A 22,619-nucleotide genomic window follows, 5' to 3' on the forward strand; every position below is an offset into this window, starting at 1 on the left:
ACGCTGTGGAGAAACGTAGTTGCGCCCATCTTTATGTCTCACGCGTACGACGAAACCTTATGAACCAGCGCCGCGGTTTCCTGCTCCTCATCATAACCGTTTCGTCGTTGCTCGCGCTTCTCGTACTCCTACCGTTCGTCGAGTACATAATCGCGTCCGTTCTCCTCGGATACGTGCTCTACCCGATGAAGGAGAGGCTCAGACCGTACCTCGGCGAAAGCGTCTCGTCGTTCCTACCTATCGTACTCGCCCTCTTCCTTCTCGTCGTACCTCTGACGGTTGCGAGCGTCGTGGTCGTACAGGACGCCGTGGAGCTTTCGCGTAATATCGACGCCACCTTCGATGTCACCGCCGTCGAAGACGTTGTATACGAGTACACGGGTGACAGGGTCGATATCTCCGAGACGCTCGGCTCCGCGGTGGAACGTATAGGACGTGCACTCGTCGGCAGTCTATCACAGGTCTTCGGTCTCGTCTCACGCGTCCTTCTCGGCACCACGTTGTTCATCTTCCTACTCTACTACGTCCTCAAGGACGGCGAGGAGTTCGTCGTATGGTCGAAGGATGTCTTCCCCCTACCGCCCGAAATCGCCGACCGTCTCTACGACCGTCTCGGCGAGATGACGGCGGCGGTCGTCTACGGTCATCTGCTCGTCGCCGTCGTTCAGTCGGTGCTCACGGGCGTGGGTCTCGTAGCCGTCGGCGTCCCCAACGCCCTCTTCTGGACGTTCATGATGGTGTTCCTCGCCATACTACCTATCGTCGGCGTCTTCTTCGTCTGGGGTCCTGCGTCCGTCTACCTCGCACTCACGGGAGAGGTCGGCGCGGGCGTGGCGCTCGCCGTCTACGGTGTCACTCTCGTCAGCCTTTCGGACAACTACCTCCGATCGTACCTCGTCGACCGTGACATGGGTCTCAACCCCGGCGTCGTCCTTGTCGGCGTTCTCGGCGGCATCTACGCCATGGGGGTGATCGGTCTCTTCATAGGACCCGTGATACTCGGCGCTTTCAAAGCCACCCTCGCAGTCTACAAGAACAACTACGAGTCGCTCTGAGCCTCGACGCGTTCGACCGCCTCGTGCGGTGTCCGTACCTCCTCGACACCTTCTACGTCGTGCGTACACAGACCGACGACGTTCCTTCCGAGTACGAGCGCGTGGGCTATCTCCGAAAGTGTTCCGTACGCTCCGTCGACTGCGACGACCGCCTCGCCGTTTAGGACGACGAGCGCGTTACGCGCGTGCCCCATGTTGGTCGCCACGGGTACGTCGATGTAGTCGTTCGCCTCGTCAGTGTCGTCCCCGGAGAGAACGCCGACGGTACGTCCGTTCTCCTCCTTTGCGCCGCGACATACCGCCTCCATGACGCCGCCGTATCCGCCGCAGACGACCGTGTGTCCGCGCGAGGCGAGGAGGCGTCCGAGTTCGCGCGCCTCGTCGTACGTCTCGTCGTCGACGGTCGAACCGCCTATGACGCTCACGCGCATACGTCAGTTCTGCGCGAGGGCGAAAGACCAGTCGTCGAAGGTTAGAACGTCCATACCGTCGTCGCGTGCCTTCTCGACCGCTGGCGAACCGTCGGCGTTGTCGATACCGAGGTAGGCGTCGTCGGAGAGAAGCGGACGGACGTTCTCGTACTCCTCGGCGTGCTGTTTGGTCGGTGTCGATACGAAGATAAGGTCGAATCCGCCTTCGAGCGTCGGTACGTACTCAAGAGAGTCGTCGGTGACAACCTCGACACGGTCACCGACGCCCGCCCCCTCGACGTGTTTACGCGCGCCGCGTGCGCTCGACTCTTCGACCTCTACGGCGACGAGTTCTCCGTTCGCCTCGTCGGCGAGACCCTGCGCTATATAGAGCGACGTTGTCCCCTCGTACGCACCGATTTCGAGACAACGGTCGGGTGATGTGGCGCGCACGACGCTGTAGACGAGGGCGTCGACGGGTCGGGGTGTTACACTGCCGGGGCTACGTTCGGCGATACGCCGTACTATCTCCTTCAGACGGTCGTTCTCCTCCGCGAAGTACATGTTCGAAGGTAGCGCCGTCGGTATAAGGAACTGACGAAGGCGGTGTTTGTTGCTTCATCCCGTGTCGACGCGTTCGAAGATCAACGACGCCGCCCAGACGAAGATAACCGTAGCCACGACAAGGACGACCGTTTCGCCCCCGTCAACCTCGCCCTCTATGAGAATCGAGTTAGGGTCGAAGTACCGCGGGAGAGTAAAAAGACCTACAGCGTCGCTGTCGGTGTCGCGTGTCACGGCTTCGACGATGTACATGCCTGCGATACCCCCGAAGCCGAGAACCTGTGCGCGCTGTTCACCGTCGACGACACACGAGACGAGGACACCGAACGAGGCGCATCCCATGAGGTAGACGGCACCGACCGAATGGAGAAGAACGAGGTTCGTTAGCTCCACCGACTCGCCTATGGCTTCGACGGAGACGACGACTGTAACGAGCGTCAGAAGGGAGACGACGACGGCGTCGGGGACGGTCGAAAGAAACTTCTCGAAGACTATACGTCTTCTCCGTACCGGGTTCATCAGCGTGAGTTCGATACTCCCGTTCTCCACCTCGCCCGCGATAAGCGAAGCCGACGAGTACGCGAAGTACGCGCCGAGTATAAGCATCCACGTCATACGGTATACCTCTATGATGAGGAAGCCCTCCACGGTGGCGATGGAGACGTCGCCGCCTACAGCCGCCGACACAGCGTCGGGTAGCTCCTGTACGTAGCTCTCTAACCCCTCCGTCTCCTGTACGGAAGGGAAGATACCTACGACCAACCCGACCATGCCTGACATGGCGACGCCGACAGCGATCGCCCGGCGTGCGTGTCTCCGCGCCTCGAAACGCGCCGTCTCAAGCATAGTAATGCATAAACAGGTCTTCGAGTGTCGTCTCGCGCACCGAAAGGTCGACGACCGTCTGTTCGGCTATACGTTTCATCACCGCGTCGTAGTTCCCCGTCGCAACCATGCTTAGACGCGTCTCGCCGCCTTCGGTAGGCTCCTCTAACTCGACCTTCTCTACACCCTCTATCTCGAACGCCGAGGTATCGACACGTCCCGCGGTCTCTATCTCCAGAACCTTACCGCTCATCGAGACCACCTCGTCGATATCCTCGATACCCACCATCTCGCCGTCACGTATTACGCCTACGCGGTCGGCTATCTTCTCGACCTCGCTAAGTATATGTGATGAGAAGAAGACGGTCGTTCCGGCGTCGGTCTCGTCGAGAAGGAATTCGTAGACACGTCTCTGCACCAACGGGTCGAGACCGCTCGTTGGCTCGTCCATTACGACGAGGTCGGGGTCGTGCATAAAAGCCTGTACGAGAGCGAGCTTCTGCTTGTTACCCGTCGAGTACTCGCCCACCTTCCGTCCGAGAGGCGGCGTAAACGTATCGGCGAGTTCGTCGCGTCTCTCGCCGCCCCGCATCGACTCGAAGTAGTCGAGTATGGCGTCGCCCGTCATCTTCTCGTGGAAGCTCGAACCGCTCGGCACGTAGCCGACTTTGCGTTTCGCCTCGACAAGCGCGTCGCCGTCGGTAACGTCGTAGCCGAGTATACGCGCGTCGCCTTTGTCAGGCTTGAGGAAGCCGAGAAGGAGACGTATCGTCGTACTCTTTCCCGCACCGTTGGGACCGAGGAAGCCGAATATCTCGCCCGTTTCGACCTCAAAGCTCACCTCCTCGTTCGCCTTAACATCGCCGTAGTACTTGCTCAGACCGTCTACATGGATCGCTTTCGCCGTCATACTCACCCACCTATCATATCCCTGCCGTAGACCCACCACCCCAGACCGATGAGGAGCGCGGCTACGACGCCGAGGAGTATCAGGTTCTCGTAACGAGCCGAACCCTCGCCTTCAGCTACTTCGAGACGCGCCACCGAGTTCGTCGTCAACGTCTCACCCGTCGAGTCGGTGTACCTGACCGTGAACGAAGCCGGGTAGGGACGCGTCGTCGCATCGCTCTCTGCGTCGACGACGAAGACGACCTCAGCCGAACCGTTCGGCTCCACGTCGCCGACGAACGCCTCCGTGTACTCTATCTCGACGGGTTCGCCCGACTCAGCACCGACCGACACGTTGCTAACGGGGTCGTCGAGACGGCTGGTTAGCTCGAAGACGACGTCCGTCTCGGCTCCGGGTCCGACCACCGCCTCACCCTCGACGGCGGTAACGCCGAACGCGTCGCGCGTCTCGTCCACTCTGGCGTCGAAACGTAGCTCGTCGGCGACGTACCTGTCCCCGTCGCGCGTGTACGCCGGCTCTACGACGAACGGTACCTCCGAGACTACACCCACGGGCGAGGAGATGCGGAACGAGAACCGGCGTGTCCCGTTCCCCGACATGTCACCGAGGGCTACGCCGTCGCCACGTATCTCGAACCTGTCACCGACGCCTTTCAGGACGACGTCCTCAACATCCCCTCCGAGGCTGACGACCTCGCCCGAAACACGTCCAACGCCACCTGCGCGCAGACGCGCTTCGACGTTACGGAGAGAGAAACGTTGCTCCTGCTCAGGCGATACGGATGCGGTCGTCCGCGCGACACGGTCGACGCCGCGCCGATCCTCGTACATAACGCGGAGGTCGATGGGGCGCGGACGGAGGTTCGTGTCACGGCTGAAAGACACGGGTAGCTCGGTACCGACGGCTTCTCCGGATGGCACGTCGCCCGCGTCGACGGAGGCGTTCGTCGCGCCGTCGAACCTCATGGAGCCGTCGGGTGAAACAGCCCTGACCGTCGCGTCGCGTGCCGTCCCCTCGCCCGTGTTGTGTAAGGCCACTGTTACGTCGCCCGATTCGCCTATACGCGTCCCTGTTCTCGCCGAGGCGTCGAAACGCGCGTCGTTTCTTACACGTAGCTCCACCCTCTGGCGCTCGTCCTCCCGTATATCGCTCATACTGCTCGTGTCGCCGTACTCGACGATCCGCGTGTAGTCGTACTCGACACGCGCCGAAAGACCGTACGTACCCGCGTCTATACCCTCGTCAACGTCGAGACGTACCTCGAAAGGACCCGTCGCGCCCGGCGGAACGTCACCGACGGGCTTCTTCGCCGTAACCACCTCGATACCGTCGTTACGGCTCGTGAACTCAACCGTCGTCGCACGCGCTGTCGTCACCCTGTCGACGTACTCGGGCGGACCCGACCGGCGTATGCTTCCTTCGTTGAGTATATGAAACTCGACGACGTTCTCCTCGCCCGGTGTGAGCACGCCCTCGGACACGACAACCTCCAGATCCGGGTTTCCGACAACCTCGCCTGAACCGGAGCCGCGTACGTACACGTCTTCCTGTGCGGCACCGACGCCCGTGAAGACCGCGAAGACGGCGACTGTGACGAAAGCAAACAGTACTGTAGAAGAGCGCATCGCCTACAGTTAACGCCGGCGGTGTATCAGTCTTACCCCGTCAGAGTGACAGGTATATCTGGAGCACGCCCGCGGCGACGATGACGACACCCGCCGCCTTCTCCACCTTTCGGGCGTAACCGCCGACCTTTTCGACACCGAACCCGTGCCCCACCGCAGTCGCCACCGTGACGCCGACCATGAGAACACCGAAGCTCGCGGCGTACGTTCCGAGCACTGCGACGGTTCCGACGGGTGAGTACGTCACCGACTGAAGAACGACGGAGATAAAGACGGGCGCGACACATCCCGCCGCCGCGACGGCGTACAGGGCGCCGAAACCGACGAACCCCGCGACCGTCGCACGTCTCCGGGGTAGTTCGACATGCCATCCGAATCCGCGTCCTGAGACGACGGCAACTCCGAAGACGACGAGTACGACGCCGACGCCGGCTTCGAGATAGACGAGATAGGGTTCGAGTGCGTTCCCTACACCGACTGCGACGACAGCGAGGACGGCGAAGACGACGAGAACACCGAGGCTCGCGGCGAGACCACGTAGAAGAGCGCCACCGAGCGGCGTTTCGTCACCCTCCTGAGTCGCGGCGTAGTAGCCGACGTATCCGGGGAGGAGTGCGTACGCGCACGGCGAGAAGAAGGTGAGTATACCCGCGCCGAGTGCGACGCTCATACCTCCGGCGAACTCAGCCGTCATAGAGCCGACTCGATAGACCCGACTATCTCGTCCGCCGTCTTACGTCCCGTCCCGGACGAGACGACACGGTTCCGGGCGTCGACCACGACTGTCGTCGGTACACCCGCGGCGTCGAGCGTCTCGGTGAGACGCAGGTCGCCGTCGACGCCCACCGTCCACGAACCCCCGTTTTCGCGCCACCAGTCGGCGACCTCGTCGCGCGTGACCGTATGACCGACAGGTTCGTTAGAGACAGAAAGGAACTGTACACCGTCGCCGACCTCACCGTGCGCCTTAGCGACCTCGTCCATCATACCTTCGCAGACGGTGCACCATGTTGCGAAGAACTCGACGAACGTGACCTCGCCGCGTCGTGGTACCTGCGCAACGCCCTCTTCGCTACCCGGCGCGTCGAGCGTCTCGACCTCTACGGGCTTCACGGATTCGTCACCCTGCATACGGCTGTACGCCGCGCCCGCACCGAGGGCTGTAACGCCGAGCGCGCCCGCGACGAAGTCACGTCTACGCACGCATACCGCCCCGTGACCTGCGTGAGGTTTCCATCACTCAACATACGACCCCCAAACCTAAAAGCTCAGAGGTACGTCTCTCTAACTTTCCTCCGCAAACCATATTCGGGACGCGGACGTAGCACGGATGGATGACGTACGTCGGAAGCAAGATAAACGTGCTTATGCTCCTCGTCGTCGTGGTTTCGGTCGCCGCCGTCGCGGGCGCGACCGTCTACTATCAGGAGCAACTCGAATCGATGGATCAGAACGTCGACCAGCGACAGGAGAGGGTTGAGGAGCTAAAGGCGGAGCTGAGCGACGCGCGGAGCGAACTCGACTCGACGGAGCAGGAGCTACAGCAGGCGCGTACCGACATAGAGGATCTGACAGGCGTCGAACAGGAGATACGCGACGTCGAGCAACGTAACACACAGCTCCAGCGCGAGATACAGCAGACGGAGAGCCGTCTTCAGTCGGCGCGTTCCGACCTACAGGAGACACGTGGAGAGCTTCAGGATCTGAGAAACGGTGTACGGAACCTCGCGAACGAAATCGGGTACGGCGGAGACTCGCTTTCGGAGATACGGAGGGGCGTCGAGAACCTGCGCGACGAGCGCGACCGTCTGGAGGGCGACGTGCAGAGCCTCCGGAGCGAGGTCGATACGCTCGATAACCAGGTCAGCCGTCTCCAGAGCGACTTCGATGCCGTACAGAACAGGTGTCTCGAAGCCGCACAGGAGGCGGGCGAAGCCTACTCGCAGGACGACTGCTTTATATAACGGTGAGGTGTTCTACCCCCTGCGTGTCACGCTACCGGGTCGGTGGGGCTGAACAACCGGTGTTCAGACAAGCGGGAGTATACCACAGTTCGCGTACCGAGGAAGCTTCTTATCTCCTTCGTAGAAGATCCGGTAACTTGGTCGCATCGGTGCTGTCGGGGCTGTACCGATCGAGCGCTCCTGTTTTTGACAGTGCATCCGGGGCGTCGGAGCCCTCAGGATCGGCGCGCATATCCTTTTCATTCTCGATAGTATCTCTCACGGACTTCACCCAGCCTTCGTCTGCAAACCCGTTCGGTGAGTCTTTCCGTTGGGTATCAGAGTCATGATGAACCCCCTCGTCAAATGCGAGTTCTATTAGGCTCTCGTCTCTGCCTCCTTCGAACTCAGTTAGCAACCTCTCAAGCTCGTCTTCACAGTCCTTCCCTGTGGAGGATGTGACCCCCAGTACATAAGCCCGCTTTAGAGCCTCGTCGGGGGTTATAGAGTCCCAGTCGCGTCCGAACAGTCGTTCGTACAGGGTACTCAAGACTCCACCTTCTGTTCCGGATGAACCTGCAACCCATCCTCGGAGAAAGACACCTTGCGTATATCAGTATCTATGTCTGTACCTCTCATCTTTATTACCTGTATCCCTCTTTTCATCTTCCCTCCCTCAAGGAAGTTATGTAGGAATATAACCCCATGAGACAGGTAGTGCTCGTCCGAGTAAGAGCTCGGATCCGTCATCTCGGATATAAGTAGTACCGTCGCGTCAGTCTGTTTCAGCTCTGTAAGGAATCCGGTGACTTCCTCCGAGGCATCGCTAAAGAAGTAATCGAGCAGTATCATCGAGTCGATTATTACCCGATCGATGTTGTTCGAGTCTATCAAGGAGGTAAGTCTCTGTGTGACGCCGCCTCCCCTCCCGAACTCAATAAGCGTTTGATCATCTATCTCCGAGTGTAGGTTGAGGAAACGGAAGTTGCTTGAGTCTAAGGTTCTCTCAAACCCGAAGCTGTAGTTACCCATGTCATCGGTCAGCTCTTCCTGTGTCTCATGTAGGGTGACAAACAGTGTCTTCTCACCTAGACCGACCCCCTGGGTAGCGAAGTGCGAACAGAACGTCGTCTTTCCGCTTCCAGGGGGGCCGCTTATTACGTAGAGCCTGTCCTGTATCAGTCCACCGTTAGTAAGCTCGTCAAACCCCGGAACCCCTGTTGAAACGCGCATACTACCTATAACGAACTGTTGCATAAAAATCCCCCACCCTTTGGAGGTACTGCTGTTGATAGAGTATCTTAACGGCGTCATACATAACGGCAGTGTTCAAATAAGCGAAAGTATATTACAGCAAAGAACTTACTGTAAGTTAATATCGGAAGACCTCCGTGCTATTACGATTGACGATGAGGGGTTTGAGTTGGTGACGCAGGTGATGGTAGAGTACGACTGTGACAGCGTAGCTAAGACGATCGAGAAGTCAGCCAACGTCGCTCCGTAAAAAGACGAGTATGGACCAGCTCAAATCGGCTGGATACCTCAACGACTATACAGTAAAATTACCCTCATCTTAAAACATCTTCTCATCTGAACACCTCCGTACTCCAAAAGGACAACTTGACCAACCCACGGTAGAGTCCGGCACGTACTCTGTTTCGGCAGGAACAGTTTTAGCGGAATCGGGGCTACGCTATCGGGCGTTTTGGTGGCACCGGATACGGGCAAGAATCCACTCTGGACCCGGCGGGATTTGAACCCGCGGCCTCCCCCATGCCAAGGGGGTGATCTACCCCTGATCTACGGGCCCGCGGTTCGTGTTACGTCCGACCGGGGCTTATATCTTGCTTTGTAGACCGAGAGACGACGGCGTCTCGAGTCTGTGCCGTCAGTCGTGACGTGTCACGGCGTCGGGGAGTCCGACGACCTCGACGGGTTCGGAGTTGTCGGGGGAGTAGACGACCATCTCGCCCTTACCCATGTACGGTACGCGGTCTTCGAGTTCGGACGGTATGTTGAGACTGCGTATGGCGTCCTCGTCGCCGAGGTTGAGCGCGATACGCGTGTTTACCTGTTTGAAGACGGGGTCTGCGATGTCGCCGGGATCCTGCGTGATGAGGAACAGACCGAGGCGCTCCTTACGTCCCTGTTTCGCCGCCTCCGCGAACCTGCCCTTGATAACGCGTCCCTGCGCTGTATCCGTGTCGGCGAGGAAGTTATGCGCCTCGTCGAGGGCGAGGACGAGGGGTGTCTCCTTTATATTTTCGCGCCCGCCCGTCGATAGCTTGTTGTCGACGAGAAGCGATGCGAGCGCGAGTACGACGACCTCCTCGGCGCGCGACTTGGTTACGTGGTACGTCGGTACGACGCTGAGCGCTCCGGGACGTACGAAACGGTCGAGTATCTCGTCGTCGGTGACCGGGGGCGCGGGCTGATCGAATACGCGTGAGAAGATAGGGTTCTCGGCGACCTTCCGTTTGAGTGCGTTGTACGTCGCCTCGTGCGCCCTCCCGGTTTCGATATACTCCTCGGCGTTCGCGGGATCCATCACGAAGTCCGAGAAGTCTTCGTACGTCGGTTCGTCGGCGGCGCGGAAGTAGTCGGTGAGGAGCGTTCTTAGAACCATCGTCTGTTGCTCGCTTAGCTCCGCGCCCGCGAGCAACCACGGGTTTTCGTCCGCCATCTCGAAAGGTACGGAGAACTCAATCTGGGGTGCGCGGTGGTTGGCGTCGTAGTCGAAGCCGTCTACATCGGGTACGAATGCCGTCGTGTCTTCGTATCCGCCGTACTCGACGCCCTCCGCTTCCCAGCGCCGTTTCGTCTCGTCGTCTACGTCGGGGTCGTCGTGCATCTGTGCGTACTCGTTCTGAGGATCGAAGACGACGACAGCGGGGCGGCGACGCGCACCGTCGACGCGGTAACGCGAACCGAGGAACTGGCGCAGGACGTTCTTTGCGTTGTGGCTCTTTCCGCTTCCCGTCCCGCCCGCGATCAGGGTATGTCTGAAAACGAGGGGTTCGGCGTCGCCGTAGTCGTCGTGTAGACGGTAGTCGATCGTGGGCGGCGAGGCTGAGGTACGTACCTTCCTTCCGCCGACGGCGAGATGTCCGACGAAGACGCCGTCCGACGGTATGTCGAGACCCGTCTTCATCGCCCCCTTGTCCGTGGCGCGTTCGACGCTGGCGTTGGGCTTAGGCACGCGGTCGGGCATCCTGCGGTCGTCGCCCGACACGACGGCGACGGCTTCGAGTGACGCGATAAACTTGTAGTCAGCCTCGTCGACGCCGTCGGACTTCATCGCACGGCGCGCCTGTATCTCGTTCGCGTCGTCGGTGTCGAACTGCTGTGCGTAACGTAGACCCCCGATACGTGTCAGAAGTACCTCATCGTCGGGGTAGGTCACGACGAGGTAACGTCCGACACGTATACCTTCCCTGTTTCCGACGGTGACGTACGCCTTGAGGCGGGGGTCGTCGCCGACCTCGATACCGTCGCCCGCGCAGACCACACCGAGACCTTGTGGTGACGGCGGGTCGGTATCCATACGGTCGAAGCCGTCGGCTTCCTGTCCGTCGGTTCCGGTTACGTCGCTAACCTCGTCCTCGAAGTCTCCGAGATCCGACCCTGACATACACCCAGATGCGCACGGAGCGACAAGAGGCTATCGGCGGTGGACGACGGAAACGCATATCCGGGGCTTCGACGTACGTCCGTCATGGACAGATACGAAGGTGTCGACGCCCTTCTCGACGGGTACGACGGATACCTCCACGTCGGCAACGAGGATGACGAGGATACCGTCTACCTTTCGGGGTTCGACGCGCCCGACGACTTCACGTTCCTGCGCGTCGACGGACGCACCGTCCTACTCGTCTCGGCGCTAGAGTACGGACGCGCCGAGAACGAGGCACGCGCCGACGAGGTACGGCGCACGGGCGAGTTTATCGACGGCGACAGACGGGGTGACGACGAGGCGCGTGCAGACGCGCTCGCCGAGTTCCTCGATGAGTACGACGCGCACGACGTCGCGGTACCTCGCGGGTTCTCGCTTTTCACCGCCGACGCGTTACGTGAACGCGGCTACGGCGTCGAAACCGTCGCCGACCCCGTCGGTGAGGCGCGTGCGGTCAAGGACGACGGTGAGATAGACGCGATACGCAGGACACAGGAGGCGAACGAGGAGGCGATGGGATCGGTGCGGTCGGTTCTCGAAGAGGCGGAGGTACGCGACGGCGGCGCGCTGTACCACGACGGCGAACCCCTCACCGCGGATCGGATAAAGACGGAGATAGAGGTGGCGCTCGTACACCAACGGTGTAAGCTCAGCGACACCATCGTCGCGCCAGGTGAGGGCGGCGCGGATCCGCACTGGCGCGGCGAAGGTACGGTACGCGCCGGAGAACCCGTCGTCGTCGACATATTCCCACGGGGCGACGAAGGCTACTTCGGCGACATGACACGCACCTTCGTCGTCGGCGAACCGTCGGAGGAGGTACGGGCGATGTACGAAACGACCGTTGAGGCGCAGGAAGCGGCTTTCGACGCGCTCACCGAGGGCGCTGGCGTGACGGGCGAGGAGGTACACGGTGCCGTCTGCGATGTCTTCGAGGAGGCGGGGTACGCGACGACGCGCGACGACGCCACCGAAGGCTTCATACATTCGACGGGACACGGTGTCGGACTCGAAATACACGAAAGTCCGCGTCTCTCCGAGGGGGGCGGTGAACTCAGCGCCGGAAACGTCGTCTCCGTCGAACCCGGCTTGTACGTACGCGGAACGGGCGGTGTGCGTGTCGAGGATCTTGTCGTTGTGCGCGAGGACGGCTACGAGAACCTGAACGACTACCCCAAGAGTCTCGTCGTATGAAGAAGCTCTCCGAGTACGTCGTTCTCGCCTTCGTTTTCAGCTGGACGGTCGCCGCGGTCTACCGTTTCCTCGGTGGTAGGGTAGACGACCCGGCGTTCGTCGCTGTCGCGGTCGTCTACATGTTCGGTCCTCTCGTCTCCGTCTCTGTCGTCCAGATCCGGAGGGGCGAACGCGTCGCCCCCGCCGTCGGTGCACGTATATCCCTCAGCCCTTGGCTCGTCGTGGCTTGGCTAACGCCCGCGGTCGTCGCGTTACTCGCCGTCGCCTTCGCCGTCGCACATCCCGACGGCGGTCTCGTGACGAGCGCCGCTACGGTCGTGGAGTCGTACGGTCCGTCGTTTAGCGCAGAGCGCGCCGCCTCCATGACACGTAGACTACGGGGCGTTCCTCTCTCTTTCGTGGTCGGCTCTATACTCGTAACCGGACTCATCGCGGGCGCAACGGTCAACGCAGTCGCGGCGTTCGGTGAGGAAGCGGGCTGGCGCGGTCTTATGCTGTACGAGCTAAGCGACGAGAGCTTCTGGCACGCCTCCGCCCTCATCGGTCTGACGTGGGGAGTCTGGCACATCCCTCTCGTCGTACAGGGCTACAACTATCCGTCGGCACCCGTCGTCGGTATCTTCGCCATGGTCGCTTTCACGCTCCTCGCAACGCCGCCGTTGAACTACGTACGTCTCAAGGCGGGTACCATCGTAGCGCCGTCGACCTTCCACGGTACGGTAAACGCGACGGCGAGCGTCTCCGTGGTCGCGGTCGGTGGCGTCTCACGTCTCGTGACAGGGGCAGGCGTCGCGGCGATGGCTGGACTCGCAACCGTAAACGTCGTCATGGTGGTATACGACCGTCGGAAAGGCGAAGGGGTTACGTCGTCAAGGCTGTCGGAGTCGCTCGACGTATGACATACGTCTCCAAAAAGTATTCAAAGGAAGCGGGGTAAGGTACGAAGGAGCCCGTCGCCCATGGAGGTGAAGCGGTAAAGATCCGTTCAGGGCTCCTTCGTAGGCGTAAGTACGCGCTCAACACGTTTATATTCTATCCCCTTACCCCACCATCGTGCTACACCGTCGCACCCTGACAGCGTAACCCTTTTGCTCGCACGCACCGCGTATCCGGCGTGGAAGTACGTATCGTCGACTACGGTCTCGGAAACCTCCGGAGCGTCACACGCGGTCTCGAACGCGCGGGTGCCTCCGTCGAGGTTACCGACGAACCCGCTGAGATAGACGACGCGGAGGCGCTCGTCCTTCCGGGCGTCGGCGCTTTCGAGGAAGGTATGGAGGGAGCGTCGGAGGTACGCGACGCACTCGTAGACGCCGCCGAAGACACGCCGCTTCTGGGCGTCTGTCTAGGTATGCAGATGCTTATGACCGAAAGCGAAGAAGGCGAAGGCGACGCCGCCGAAGGTCTGGGTCTCGTCGAGGGTCGCGTCGTCCGTTTCCCCGACGGCGTCGGCAAGGTTCCTCATATGGGATGGAACACGGTCGATGTCGAGAACGACCATCCCGTTGTCGAAGGCGTCGACGGCGAACACGTCTACTTCGTGCATTCGTACTATGCGACGACAGAGGACGGCGAGGAGACGGTCGCAGAGACGGGGTACGGCGGTGAGGACGACACCGTCCGTTTCTCGTCGGTGGTCACGAACCGACGTGGTAACGTGGTTGGGACACAGTTCCATCCGGAGAAAAGCGGCGTGGCGGGTCTACGTGTCCTGCGTAACTTCGTCGAGTTCGGTTCGGGATACTGAGGTTTATTAGCCTCGCGGACGTAACGTTGGTAATGTCGAAGAAGACGCTCGGTATAGCCGTAGTTCTTCTCGTAGGGGTTCTGTCGGGGATGGTTGTTCAGGGTGTCGTGTCACAGCCGGCGACCGAGACACCGCAAGCCGCGCCGCTTGACAACGTCGAGTACGAAACCGGTCAGGCGTACGCCAACCTGTACGACGAGGTTATAGGCTCCGTCGTTTCGGTTCGTGTAAACGCCGCGTCGGGACCTGCCCAAGGCTCCGGCTTCGTCTACGACTTCAACGGTCATATAGTGACCAACCAGCACGTCGTGAGAACCGCGGACGAGGTTGAGGTGCGTTTCAGCAACGGTGACTGGAGACGCGCCGACGTAATCGGGACGGATATCTACACAGACCTTGCCGTCCTAGAGGTCGACGAAGTACCCAACGGGTCAGAGCCTCTCCCGCTTGCCGAGGAGGGGTACTCTCAGGGCACACCCGTGGCGGCGCTCGGTAACCCGCTCGGTCTGGAGGGTTCCATAACGAGCGGGATCGTCAGCGGTCTCAACAGATCGATGCGAACGGAGGACAACTTCGTCATACCCGATACGGTGCAGACGGACGCGGGTATCGACCGAGGTAACAGCGGCGGTCCTCTCGTAACGCTCGACGGCGAGGTTGTCGGTGTCAACCGTGCGCGCCAAGGGGCGAGCATCGGCTTCGCCGTCTCTGCGGGTCTCGCAAGGGACGTCCTGCCTGAACTCATACGGAACGGCGACGCGGAGCATCCGTACATGGGTGTATCGACCATCGATGTCTCACCCACGATCGCAAACGCCAACGGTCTCGGAGAACCCCGCGGTGTCCTCGTGGCGCAGACGCCCGACGGCGGACCCTCCGACGGTGTTCTGCGTGAGAGCGAGGAGGGCGAGTACAACGGGATCAACGTCTACGTCGGAGGTGACGTTATAGTCTCCGTCGACGGTACTAGTATAAACTCCCACGAGGAGCTCTCGCGTTACCTGATGCTCCGTACTGAGCCGGACGAGACGATCGACGTAACGGTTCTACGTGACGGCGAACGCGTGACGGAGCAGGTGACGTTGGCGACGCGACCCGATCCCTCGGCTTAGTTCGTCGTTCGTCGAACGCGGTTTCGTCAATCTCCGTAAGGCATTTACGCGGTGAAGATGACCTAAGCGTATGCCCGGACAGGTAACGAAGGAGCCGGCGGAGGAGCTAACACGGCGTATCGCGGGTGAGGTGGTTCTAAGCGACGACGCGGGGGCGACACTGCGCAAATGGCGCGAGGACTTCGACGTCTCGCAGTCGGAGCTAAGCGAGGCTCTCGACGTCTCGAACAGCGTCGTTAGCGACTACGAGAGCGGGAGGCGGTCGTCGCCCGGTATCGGTGTCGTGCGACGTATCGTAGAGGGTCTCGTCGATATAGACCTACGCCGCGGCGGCGAAACCCTACGGAGGTACCGGCGTATACTCGGCGCGGGGTTCGAGGGCGGCGCTGTAAAGGATCTGCGTGACTACGAAAAGCCCGTCTCTCTCGACAGGTTCCACAAGGCGGTCGACGCCCGTAGCATAGTCGAGGAGCACAACGAGATAAAGGGTCATACGGTCATCGACTCGATGGAGGCGATACGATCGTTCTCCGGCGAGGAGTTCGCACAGCTATACGGATGGAGTACGGAGCGCGCGCTCGTCTTCACCAACATAACGCGGGGGGAGTCGCCACTCGTGGCTGTACGCGTCACAAACCTCAAGCCGTCGGCTGTCGTCCTGCACGGGATCAGCCGCGGCGAGGTATCTAAGGTTTCGGAGGAGATAGCACGTCTCGAAGGCGTCTCCCTGAGCTACACGACGACCGAACTCGGCGAGGTACTCGAAAGCTTGGAGGAGGTGTAGGATGGGCGCAGGTATCGTCTCCTACGGCGGCTACGTTCCGCGTTACAGGATACGGACGGAGGAGATAGCGCGCGTCTGGGGCGACGACGCCGACGCCGTCGAAGGCGGTCTACGTGTCGGGTCGAAGAGCGTCCCCGACGAGGACGAGGATACGGCGACTATAAGCGTCGAGGCGGCGCGGCGTGCGCTCGACCGCACGTCGGTCGACGGAGACGGTATAGGCGCTATATACGTCGGGAGCGAGTCGCATCCGTACGCAGTCAAGCCGACGGCAACGATCGTGGGCGCGGCGGTAGGTGCGACGCCTCTGATGACGGCGGCGGACATGGAGTTCGCGTGTAAGGCGGGAACGGCGGGTATACAGGCTGTACTCGGTCTCGTCGAGTCGGGGCGTATCGACAACGGCATGGCGATAGGCGCGGACGTTTCGCAGGGCGCGCCCGGCGACGCGCTCGAATACAGCGCCGCCGCGGGCGGTGCGGCTTTCGTCGTCGGTGACGAGAACGTCGTAGCCGAGATCGAGGACACCATCTCGTACACCTCCGACACACCTGACTTCTGGCGACGTGAGGGCGAACGTTATCCACAGCACGGCGAACGTTTCACGGGTAAGCCCGCCTACTTCAAACATACCGAGGGCGCGAGCAACGAGCTTCTCGACAGGCTGGATGCGTCGCCCGACGACTACGACCACGCCGTCTTCCACCAGCCAAACGGCAAGTTCCCCGCACGCGTAGCCGAGTCGCTGGGTTTCGACGAGGAGCAGTACGCGACGGGTCTTCTCGCGCCCGATATAGGCAACACGTACAGCGGCGCGTCCCTCCTCGGTCTCGTCGCTGTTCTCGACGAGGCGGAGGCGGGCGAACGTATCTTCTTCGTGTCTTTCGGTTCGGGCGCGGGGAGCGACGCCTTCTCGTTGACAGTCCGCGACGGGATCGAAGAGAAACGCACGGGTCTGCGCGAGACGTTGGAGGATGTTGAGTACGTCGACTACGCACAGTACGCCAAACACAAGGGTAAGATAAAGGACGAATAATGCAAAGGAACGTAGCAGTCGTCGGTGTTGGACAGACCGCCTTCGGGGAGCACTGGGAACGCTCATTCCGCGACCTTTTCGTGACCGCAGGGGTGCGCGCTCTCGAAGACGCAGGCGTGGGTGGCGACGAGATAGACGCGATGTACGGCGGAAACATGAGCGCGGGACAGTTCATCAGACAGGAGCATGTCGCGGCGTTGATCGCCGACTACGCGGGTCTGGCGACGGAGGGTGTGCCCGCAACGCGTGTCGAGGCGGCGGACGCTTCGGGAGGACTCGCCTTCAGGCAGGCGGTTCTCGACGTTGCAAGCGGCGCTTCGGACGTCGTCGTTGCGAGCGGTGTTGAGAAGATGACCGACCTCGGAAGCGACGAGACCAACGACGCGCTCGCTGGAAGCGCCGACCGCGAGTGGGAGGTGTTCGGGGGCGGCAACGTCGCCGCGCTTTACGCACTGATGGCGCGCGCCCATATGAACCGTTACGGGACGACGCGGCGCGAGCTTTCACAGGTCGCCGTAAAGAACCACCGGCATGCGTCGGGCAACGAGTACGCACAGTACACGAACGAGGTTAGCGCAGAGGTCGTCGAGTCCACGCCTTACGTCGCGGAGCCGTTACGCGCCTTCGACTGTTCGCCCGCAAGCGACGGCGCGGCGGCTGTCGTCGTCGTACCCGCCGAGGACGCAACGGCGTACGTCGACGACCCCGTCTACGTAGAGGCAACCGAACAGGCGAGCGATAGCCTCACCGTACACGACAGACGTGACATAACCGCTCTCGACGCGACGAGCGAGGCGGCGGAGCGCGCATACGCCGAGGCGAACTTCTCGCCGGGTGACATCGACTTCGCCGAGGTTCACGACTCGTACACTATCGGCGAAGTTCTCGCAGTCGAGGATCTCGGGTTCGCGGAGAAGGGCGAAGGCGGGGGTTTCATAGACGAGGGTCGCGCCTCCGTCGGCGGAGAGACGCCCGTAAATCCGTCGGGCGGTCTCAAGGCTTGCGGACATCCTCTTGGCGCAACGGGTGTCAGACAGGTCGTCGACGCGACGCGTCAGTTACGCGGTGACGCGGGGACGCAGGTCGAAGACGGTTCGGTAGCCGTGACGCAGAACGTCGGCGGAACGGGCGGTACAGCGGTAGTGAACGTTCTCTCCGACGGAGGTTCTGTATGACAGCGCCACGTTTCTGGAGAAACATAGAGCAGAGGTACAGGCTCGTAGGAACCGAGTGCAGAACGTGCGAAACCGCATACTTCCCGCCGCGCGAACTCTGCCCCGACTGTAGACGTGGCGGCGACGTCGTCGAGAAGGAGTTTTCGGGCGAGGGCGAGGTCGTCTCTGCGACGGTGGTTCACGAGGCTGTCGGCGACTACGACTCGGAGACGCCGTACACGGTCGCCGTCGTAGAACTCGAAGAAGGCGCACGCCTCACGACGCAGGTGGTAGACGACGGCGAGGACGACGTCGAACCCGGCGACAGCGTCGAGGCTTGTTTCCGTCGTGTAAGCGACCAAGGCGACGAAGGCATCGTGCAGTACGGAACGCGTTTCAGACGCGTCTGACAGCCTCGCGGACGACCGAGAGAAGGCTCGAAGAGAGGTCGTCGTCGCCCTCGGAGTAGACACGGACGTACGCCTCCGTACCGCTCGCGCGTACGAGGAACCAGTCGCCGTCGCCGAGATCGACACGTATACCGTCAGGGGTGTCGAAGCCCCCGTCGTAACGTTCGCGTAACGTCTTCTCAACCTCCTCCATCACCTGTTCCTTCTTACCGTCGTCGCACGGAACCGACTTCTTACGTACATCCGTGTCACGTAGACCGTCGAACACGTCGGCGTTGTCGGCGTACGCCGCGACGACCTCCGCCGCCGAGACGGTTCCGTCGACCCATCCGCCGAACCCCGGAAAGACGTGTTTCCAAGGCTCAGCGGCGAAGACGACGTCGTTGTCCCGAACAGCCTCCGAGACGGTGCCGAGTTCGACGCGTCTTACCCCACCCCCGGCTTCGCGTACCGTATCGTCGACGCGGGGTGACGTGTTCGGTGTCGTAAGAACGGTACCCGTACCCCCAGAGGTAACGTGTCGACGTGCAAGAACCGCTAGAACAGCGTCCTCCGAAACCACGCCGTCGGCGTCTACGACGACGAGTCTGTCAGCATCGCCGTCGTGCGCGAGTCCGAGGTCGAAGCCTCGACGGTCTACAAACTCCACGAAGCCGTCGAGTGATTCGGGGGTCGGCTTCGAGCCACGTCCCGGAAACGAGGGGTCGGTCTGTGCGTTAACAGCGACGACGTCGCAACCCATGGCTTCGAGAACGGGTACCGTCGTACGCGCACCGACGCCGTTGGCGGTGTCGACGGCTACACGTAGGTCGGCGGTCGTGTCGACGTACCCCGTCGCGTCTTCGACGTACTCGGATACGATGGAGCGGGTCTGTGCGGTATCTGCGGTCGTCCAGCCGTCCCACGGCGGCGTCTCTACTTCATCCGCGAGTTCCGCCACGCGTTCCTCGTCATCGGCGTCGAACTCGCCGCCGTCGGGTCTAAAAAGCTTGACGCCGTTGTCCTCCGCCGGGTTGTGGGACGCCGTCACCGCCACGCCGTGCGCACCCCGGTCGCGCGCCGTCCAAGCGACGAGATGCGTGGGTACCTCGCCGAGACGTGTAACGTCGCATCCTACCGCCTCGGCACCCGCGACGAACGCCGACACGAGCGAACCGCCCGTGTAACGTCCGTCGCGTCCCACGACGACGGCGTCCGCGACTGTTCCTACTGCGTGTCCGAGACGGAGAACGAGGGACGGCGAAACCTCTTTTATGCTTCCACGCGCACCGGCTGTTCCGAACATAGAGGCTGTTGGAAGACTGACGACACTACTCTTTCGGTGGTAAACCGGCGTCGCGGCGTACTTCGCGTACTATCTCGGCACCCGCGCTCGCGCCTATACGTGAAGCACCCGCTTCGAGCAGACGGTGTGCGGTCTCCGCGTCACGTATACCACCGCTCGCCTTTATTCGTGCGTCGTCACCGACGGCGTCGGACAGGAGACGGACATCCTCGACGGTCGCACCGCCGGGGGCGTACCCCGTACACGTCTTGATGTAGTCGACGCCCGCCTCGACGCAGAGATGCGCTGTCCTGCGTTTCTCATCGTCGTTTAACAGACCCGTCTCGACTATCGCCTTCGTCGTCGGCGCTGTGTCTACGACACCGCGTATGTCACTGATGAAGCCTTCTTCGTCACCCGAAAGGAACGCGGAGACGTTACATGCGACGTCTATCTCGGTTGCGCCCGCGTCGACAGCCTCGCGCGCCTCGTACGTCTTTACCGACGGCGTCGTGGTTCCGTGAGGAAAGCTGACGACGGAAACCACCTCTCCCTCGAACACGTCGGGCACACGGTTAAGACGCGACGGAGGCAGGCAGACGTTTGTCCCGTAACGCACCGCCTCATCGATCGCACGGTCTACATCGTCAGCCGTATGACTCTTACCGAGAACCGTATGGTCGATGAGGGACGCGAACCGTTCTACGTCCGTTTCGGCGTCCATCAGTCGCGTCTTCCAAGACCAACCGCGACGACGGCGAGGGCTACGAGCGCCACGAGGGCACCGAATCCGGGTAGCGGCGAACCGTCGCCGGTGCCATCCTCTTCGACACCGAGGTACTCAGCCGCAGATGAGGTGTCCATCTCAGGGAACTCACGATCCCAGTCGCCCGGAAGGTTGACCGCCGTCTCGTCGTTGACCTCTTCGAGCGACCGGACAGACTCACCGGACGGATCGTCGACGAGCGAGTCGGACTTGACGTAGGTGGATGTCGTACCGTTCTGAGTCGTGCCGACGGTTTCCGTAACACCGTATCCGGTTAGGGACTGTATCGCTGAACTAAGAGCGGTTCCGTTTTCGAAAGCCGCGCCCCCCTCAACGCTCCATTTTCCGTCGGAGACGGTCGCGTCCATCTTTGCGACACGGAAACCCGACTCGTTGATATGACGTATGACGGAGGCGTTTATTTCGTCGGAGCCCCGTAACGCGCTTTCGTACGCCTTCAGCGTCGTCTGATACCCCTCGGCGAGGGCTTCGCCTTCGGTTTCCCAGTCCATACTGCCTTCGATCCCCGCGTCCGTTGTCGAAGCCGTAAGTTCGAACGACGAGTTAGCGATGGGAACGCCGCGGTTCTCCAGCTCTGTGACGTAGCTCTCCCAGTTCTCGGTCGTATGGCTTATGTCGGCGGTTACCGTAGCCGTAGCGCCCGAACCGCCGCCTGAGCCGAAGGGCGACGAAGCCGAGGAGCCGCCCTGTGACTCAAGGCTACCCGACCACTCCCACCGCGAGACGAGACCCGCGGCTTCTGCGGCTTCCATCTGTTTCTGGGACATGTTGATTACCTCGTCAAAGTAGCCCTCGGAAAGGAACGGTGACGAGGAAGCTCCGCCCATTGCATCCGCTCCCGGATCGGCTCCGGACGGCTGTAGCTCCGACGAGAGGCGCATGAACGAGGTGAACACGTCGTTGTAGTTCTCAACGTCAACCGACCAGTTGAGTTGGGTTCCGTTTTCGCCCGAAACGGTCGCGAACGAGAGACGGTTGACCGTGAGGTTACGTATCCCTTGAGCAACCTCGTCAACGGTCTCCTGCGACGCGTTAGCCGACATGTCCTCGGCAAGCGCATCTGCGATGCCCTCCTGGACGCCCGTGTACTCAACGGTGTACTCGACATCTATCAGCGACTCGTTTGTGGTCGAGCCTAAGCCGCTCTCGACGGTGACGTTCTCGAACGAGTACGATTCGAGCGTCAGGTTGGCGGTAGCGCTGACGTTCTCTGCGAACGCGGTGTACCGCGCGCTCAACGTATCCTCGGCTCTTTCACGCGTACCCCACTCCTCCGCAGGGTCGGTACGCGAAGGCTGAATCGCCCTCGGCTCGTTCCCCGTCCCTGTGCCGGGGTCGTCGGGGAACTGTGGCTCACCGCGTACGATACGGCGTTCCCTTGCGTCGAGGACGTAGCCGCCGTTGTTCTCGGTCAGATCGAACCTGCTAACCTCACGGACGGACGAACCTCCGAGACTCATCCGGTAGTTGACCGAGCCTGACGACGTAAGCCGGTCGGGTTCGGTGACTATCTCGCCCTCGGTGGTCGCCGTCGGTGCGAGGGCGGCGAGACCCGACGAAACCGTCGCGTCGAGCTGTGCGTCGAGCGACGAGTCGGTGGAGTCCGACCGGCTCGTGACATCAAGGGTCATCTCTTCGAGCATACCCGTATCATCAGCCGCGAAGCTACCGTTCGCCATCCAGGACGTAGGCTCAGCCTCGAAGGAGAAGTCGCCCGCGAAGCCCTCGCCAGCCGTTCCGTTTGCGAGGAGATGTACAAGACCCGTCGACATATCCGCGCCGAACGTTACCGACCCGTTCGTGTCGCCTGTACCGTTGTAGACGAGTACGCCGCTACCGTCCTCTCTTACGTAGACCGCATCCGCGGCGTTGCCCCCTTCCATCTCCCCGAAGCCGCCGTCGGAGACGCCTGCACCCGGCTCCTGACCGCCTTCGAACTGTGCTGTCGCCGCCGAAGCACCGACGACTGTCAGTGCTACGACAGCCAACGTCACGAAAACCGTCGTTCGTTTCTTACGTGTCTGCATATTTTTCTCCTTGTAGCGATCGTGAACCGTAGACCACTTTAAGACTTCGGAGGCGCAAACGCGTGTTTTTCCAACGGTCGTCAACCCCATCCCCGAACC

General features: G+C 61.4%; 23 protein-coding genes and 1 tRNA gene. 10 read left to right on the forward strand and 14 right to left on the reverse strand.

From position 1 onward, the window contains the following. Positions 1-59: 59 nt before the first annotated feature. On the forward strand, positions 60-1,055 hold the full coding sequence (locus EGH25_RS04730; RefSeq protein WP_266086497.1) for an AI-2E family transporter: 996 nt from the start codon (positions 60-62) through the stop codon (positions 1,053-1,055). On the opposite strand, the gene EGH25_RS04735 is transcribed toward EGH25_RS04730, so the two are convergent. The 7 genes from EGH25_RS04735 to EGH25_RS04765 are packed head-to-tail and all read right to left on the reverse strand — an operon-like array spanning position 1,040 to position 6,592. After that, positions 1,040-1,486, reverse strand: a complete 447-nt coding sequence (locus EGH25_RS04735; RefSeq protein ID WP_266086498.1) for a TIGR00725 family protein — start codon at positions 1,484-1,486, stop codon at positions 1,040-1,042. The two genes, EGH25_RS04730 and EGH25_RS04735, sit on opposite strands and share 16 nt — an antisense overlap. Positions 1,487-1,489: 3 nt before the next feature. Next, positions 1,490-2,029: an O-methyltransferase gene (locus tag EGH25_RS04740; RefSeq protein WP_266086499.1), complete on the reverse strand. Its 540-nt coding sequence runs from the start codon at positions 2,027-2,029 to the stop codon at positions 1,490-1,492. 54 nt (positions 2,030-2,083) lie between these two features. Then, on the reverse strand, positions 2,084-2,875 hold the full coding sequence (locus EGH25_RS04745; RefSeq protein WP_266086500.1) for an ABC transporter permease subunit: 792 nt from the start codon (positions 2,873-2,875) through the stop codon (positions 2,084-2,086). Continuing rightward, on the reverse strand, positions 2,868-3,764 hold the full coding sequence (locus EGH25_RS04750; protein WP_266086501.1) for an ABC transporter ATP-binding protein: 897 nt from the start codon (positions 3,762-3,764) through the stop codon (positions 2,868-2,870). The genes EGH25_RS04745 and EGH25_RS04750 overlap by 8 nt, the downstream gene beginning before the upstream one ends. A gap of 2 nt (positions 3,765-3,766) precedes the next feature. Next, a complete protein-coding gene (locus tag EGH25_RS04755) occupies positions 3,767-5,389 on the reverse strand; it encodes a COG1361 S-layer family protein (RefSeq protein ID WP_266086502.1) in 1,623 nt (540 codons plus the stop codon). A gap of 40 nt (positions 5,390-5,429) precedes the next feature. Further along, positions 5,430-6,083, reverse strand: a complete 654-nt coding sequence (locus EGH25_RS04760; protein WP_266086503.1) for a cytochrome c biogenesis CcdA family protein — start codon at positions 6,081-6,083, stop codon at positions 5,430-5,432. Continuing rightward, positions 6,080-6,592 carry a TlpA family protein disulfide reductase gene (locus EGH25_RS04765; RefSeq protein ID WP_266086504.1) on the reverse strand — a complete coding sequence of 171 codons (513 nt, stop codon included), beginning with the start codon at positions 6,590-6,592 and terminating at the stop codon, positions 6,080-6,082. The genes EGH25_RS04760 and EGH25_RS04765 overlap by 4 nt, the downstream gene beginning before the upstream one ends. A 131-nt stretch (positions 6,593-6,723) precedes the next feature. Here EGH25_RS04765 and EGH25_RS04770 point away from each other — a divergent pair, with 131 nt between their 5' ends. Beyond that, positions 6,724-7,353 (forward strand): DUF4763 domain-containing protein, encoded by a 630-nt coding sequence (locus tag EGH25_RS04770; RefSeq protein ID WP_266086505.1) that lies wholly within the window; start codon positions 6,724-6,726, stop codon positions 7,351-7,353. A gap of 109 nt (positions 7,354-7,462) precedes the next feature. Here EGH25_RS04770 and EGH25_RS04775 read toward each other — a convergent pair whose 3' ends face one another. From EGH25_RS04775 to EGH25_RS04790, 4 genes are all read right to left on the reverse strand, one after another. Beyond that, entirely contained in the window at positions 7,463-7,882 is a 420-nt protein-coding gene (locus EGH25_RS04775; protein WP_266086506.1) for a DUF8057 family protein, read from the reverse strand. Beyond that, positions 7,879-8,565 carry an RAD55 family ATPase gene (locus EGH25_RS04780; protein WP_266086686.1) on the reverse strand — a complete coding sequence of 229 codons (687 nt, stop codon included), beginning with the start codon at positions 8,563-8,565 and terminating at the stop codon, positions 7,879-7,881. The genes EGH25_RS04775 and EGH25_RS04780 overlap by 4 nt, the downstream gene beginning before the upstream one ends. Before the next feature lie 505 nt (positions 8,566-9,070). Continuing rightward, positions 9,071-9,142 (reverse strand) — tRNA-Ala (locus EGH25_RS04785). A 78-nt stretch (positions 9,143-9,220) separates the two neighbouring features. Next, positions 9,221-10,963 (reverse strand): ATP-binding protein, encoded by a 1,743-nt coding sequence (locus EGH25_RS04790; protein ID WP_266086507.1) that lies wholly within the window; start codon positions 10,961-10,963, stop codon positions 9,221-9,223. 84 nt (positions 10,964-11,047) lie between these two features. On the opposite strand from EGH25_RS04790, the gene EGH25_RS04795 reads away from it, so the two are divergent. From EGH25_RS04795 to EGH25_RS04830, 8 genes are all read left to right on the forward strand, one after another. Further along, positions 11,048-12,199, forward strand: coding sequence for a M24 family metallopeptidase (locus tag EGH25_RS04795; RefSeq protein WP_266086508.1), 1,152 nt, complete (start codon positions 11,048-11,050; stop codon positions 12,197-12,199). Then, positions 12,196-13,098 carry a CPBP family intramembrane glutamic endopeptidase gene (locus EGH25_RS04800; protein ID WP_266086509.1) on the forward strand — a complete coding sequence of 301 codons (903 nt, stop codon included), beginning with the start codon at positions 12,196-12,198 and terminating at the stop codon, positions 13,096-13,098. Before EGH25_RS04795 ends, EGH25_RS04800 begins: the two co-directional genes overlap by 4 nt. 215 nt (positions 13,099-13,313) lie before the next feature. Next, complete coding sequence (hisH, locus tag EGH25_RS04805; protein ID WP_266086510.1) at positions 13,314-13,946, forward strand: imidazole glycerol phosphate synthase subunit HisH; 633 nt, start codon at positions 13,314-13,316, stop codon at positions 13,944-13,946. 32 nt (positions 13,947-13,978) lie between these two features. Continuing rightward, the gene (locus EGH25_RS04810) at positions 13,979-15,058 is read left to right on the forward strand and encodes a S1C family serine protease (RefSeq protein ID WP_266086511.1); all 1,080 of its coding nucleotides are present in this window, start codon (positions 13,979-13,981) and stop codon (positions 15,056-15,058) included. Between the two features lie 70 nt (positions 15,059-15,128). Beyond that, entirely contained in the window at positions 15,129-15,842 is a 714-nt protein-coding gene (locus EGH25_RS04815; RefSeq protein WP_266086512.1) for a helix-turn-helix domain-containing protein, read from the forward strand. A gap of 1 nt (position 15,843) precedes the next feature. Continuing rightward, positions 15,844-16,878, forward strand: coding sequence for a hydroxymethylglutaryl-CoA synthase (locus EGH25_RS04820; protein WP_266086513.1), 1,035 nt, complete (start codon positions 15,844-15,846; stop codon positions 16,876-16,878). Beyond that, complete coding sequence (locus EGH25_RS04825; RefSeq protein WP_266086514.1) at positions 16,878-18,053, forward strand: thiolase domain-containing protein; 1,176 nt, start codon at positions 16,878-16,880, stop codon at positions 18,051-18,053. The genes EGH25_RS04820 and EGH25_RS04825 overlap by 1 nt, the downstream gene beginning before the upstream one ends. After that, positions 18,050-18,442, forward strand: a complete 393-nt coding sequence (locus EGH25_RS04830; protein WP_266086515.1) for a Zn-ribbon domain-containing OB-fold protein — start codon at positions 18,050-18,052, stop codon at positions 18,440-18,442. The genes EGH25_RS04825 and EGH25_RS04830 overlap by 4 nt, the downstream gene beginning before the upstream one ends. Here the strand turns inward: EGH25_RS04830 and EGH25_RS04835 are convergent. The 3 genes from EGH25_RS04835 to EGH25_RS04845 are packed head-to-tail and all read right to left on the reverse strand — an operon-like array spanning position 18,429 to position 22,520. Continuing rightward, positions 18,429-19,727: a phosphohexomutase domain-containing protein gene (locus tag EGH25_RS04835; protein WP_266086516.1), complete on the reverse strand. Its 1,299-nt coding sequence runs from the start codon at positions 19,725-19,727 to the stop codon at positions 18,429-18,431. The two genes, EGH25_RS04830 and EGH25_RS04835, sit on opposite strands and share 14 nt — an antisense overlap. A 25-nt stretch (positions 19,728-19,752) precedes the next feature. Continuing rightward, on the reverse strand, positions 19,753-20,430 hold the full coding sequence (gene deoC, locus EGH25_RS04840) for a deoxyribose-phosphate aldolase (protein ID WP_266086517.1): 678 nt from the start codon (positions 20,428-20,430) through the stop codon (positions 19,753-19,755). Continuing rightward, a complete protein-coding gene (locus tag EGH25_RS04845) occupies positions 20,430-22,520 on the reverse strand; it encodes a hypothetical protein (protein ID WP_266086518.1) in 2,091 nt (696 codons plus the stop codon). The genes deoC and EGH25_RS04845 overlap by 1 nt, the downstream gene beginning before the upstream one ends. Positions 22,521-22,619 lie beyond the last annotated feature (99 nt).

This window comes from Halorutilus salinus (assembly GCF_026242195.1).
Lineage (GTDB): Archaea > Halobacteriota > Halobacteria > Halobacteriales > Halorutilaceae > Halorutilus > Halorutilus salinus.

Bases quoted from the DNA above. Each gene is read 5' to 3' on its own strand.
- EGH25_RS04730 (WP_266086497.1), top strand. From the start codon at position 60: ATGAACCAGCGCCGCGGTTTCCTGCTCCTCATCATAACCGTTTCGTCG.
- EGH25_RS04735 (WP_266086498.1), bottom strand. From the start codon at position 1,486: ATGCGCGTGAGCGTCATAGGCGGTTCGACCGTCGACGACGAGACGTAC.
- EGH25_RS04740 (WP_266086499.1), bottom strand. From the start codon at position 2,029: ATGTACTTCGCGGAGGAGAACGACCGTCTGAAGGAGATAGTACGGCGT.
- EGH25_RS04745 (WP_266086500.1), bottom strand. From the start codon at position 2,875: ATGCTTGAGACGGCGCGTTTCGAGGCGCGGAGACACGCACGCCGGGCG.
- EGH25_RS04750 (WP_266086501.1), bottom strand. From the start codon at position 3,764: ATGACGGCGAAAGCGATCCATGTAGACGGTCTGAGCAAGTACTACGGC.
- EGH25_RS04755 (WP_266086502.1), bottom strand. From the start codon at position 5,389: ATGCGCTCTTCTACAGTACTGTTTGCTTTCGTCACAGTCGCCGTCTTC.
- EGH25_RS04760 (WP_266086503.1), bottom strand. From the start codon at position 6,083: ATGACGGCTGAGTTCGCCGGAGGTATGAGCGTCGCACTCGGCGCGGGT.
- EGH25_RS04770 (WP_266086505.1), top strand. From the start codon at position 6,724: ATGACGTACGTCGGAAGCAAGATAAACGTGCTTATGCTCCTCGTCGTC.
- EGH25_RS04780 (WP_266086686.1), bottom strand. From the start codon at position 8,565: ATGCGCGTTTCAACAGGGGTTCCGGGGTTTGACGAGCTTACTAACGGT.
- EGH25_RS04790 (WP_266086507.1), bottom strand. From the start codon at position 10,963: ATGTCAGGGTCGGATCTCGGAGACTTCGAGGACGAGGTTAGCGACGTA.
- EGH25_RS04795 (WP_266086508.1), top strand. From the start codon at position 11,048: ATGGACAGATACGAAGGTGTCGACGCCCTTCTCGACGGGTACGACGGA.
- EGH25_RS04800 (WP_266086509.1), top strand. From the start codon at position 12,196: ATGAAGAAGCTCTCCGAGTACGTCGTTCTCGCCTTCGTTTTCAGCTGG.
- EGH25_RS04810 (WP_266086511.1), top strand. From the start codon at position 13,979: ATGTCGAAGAAGACGCTCGGTATAGCCGTAGTTCTTCTCGTAGGGGTT.
- EGH25_RS04815 (WP_266086512.1), top strand. From the start codon at position 15,129: ATGCCCGGACAGGTAACGAAGGAGCCGGCGGAGGAGCTAACACGGCGT.
- EGH25_RS04820 (WP_266086513.1), top strand. From the start codon at position 15,844: ATGGGCGCAGGTATCGTCTCCTACGGCGGCTACGTTCCGCGTTACAGG.
- EGH25_RS04825 (WP_266086514.1), top strand. From the start codon at position 16,878: ATGCAAAGGAACGTAGCAGTCGTCGGTGTTGGACAGACCGCCTTCGGG.
- EGH25_RS04830 (WP_266086515.1), top strand. From the start codon at position 18,050: ATGACAGCGCCACGTTTCTGGAGAAACATAGAGCAGAGGTACAGGCTC.
- EGH25_RS04835 (WP_266086516.1), bottom strand. From the start codon at position 19,727: ATGTTCGGAACAGCCGGTGCGCGTGGAAGCATAAAAGAGGTTTCGCCG.
- deoC (WP_266086517.1), bottom strand. From the start codon at position 20,430: ATGGACGCCGAAACGGACGTAGAACGGTTCGCGTCCCTCATCGACCAT.
- EGH25_RS04845 (WP_266086518.1), bottom strand. From the start codon at position 22,520: ATGCAGACACGTAAGAAACGAACGACGGTTTTCGTGACGTTGGCTGTC.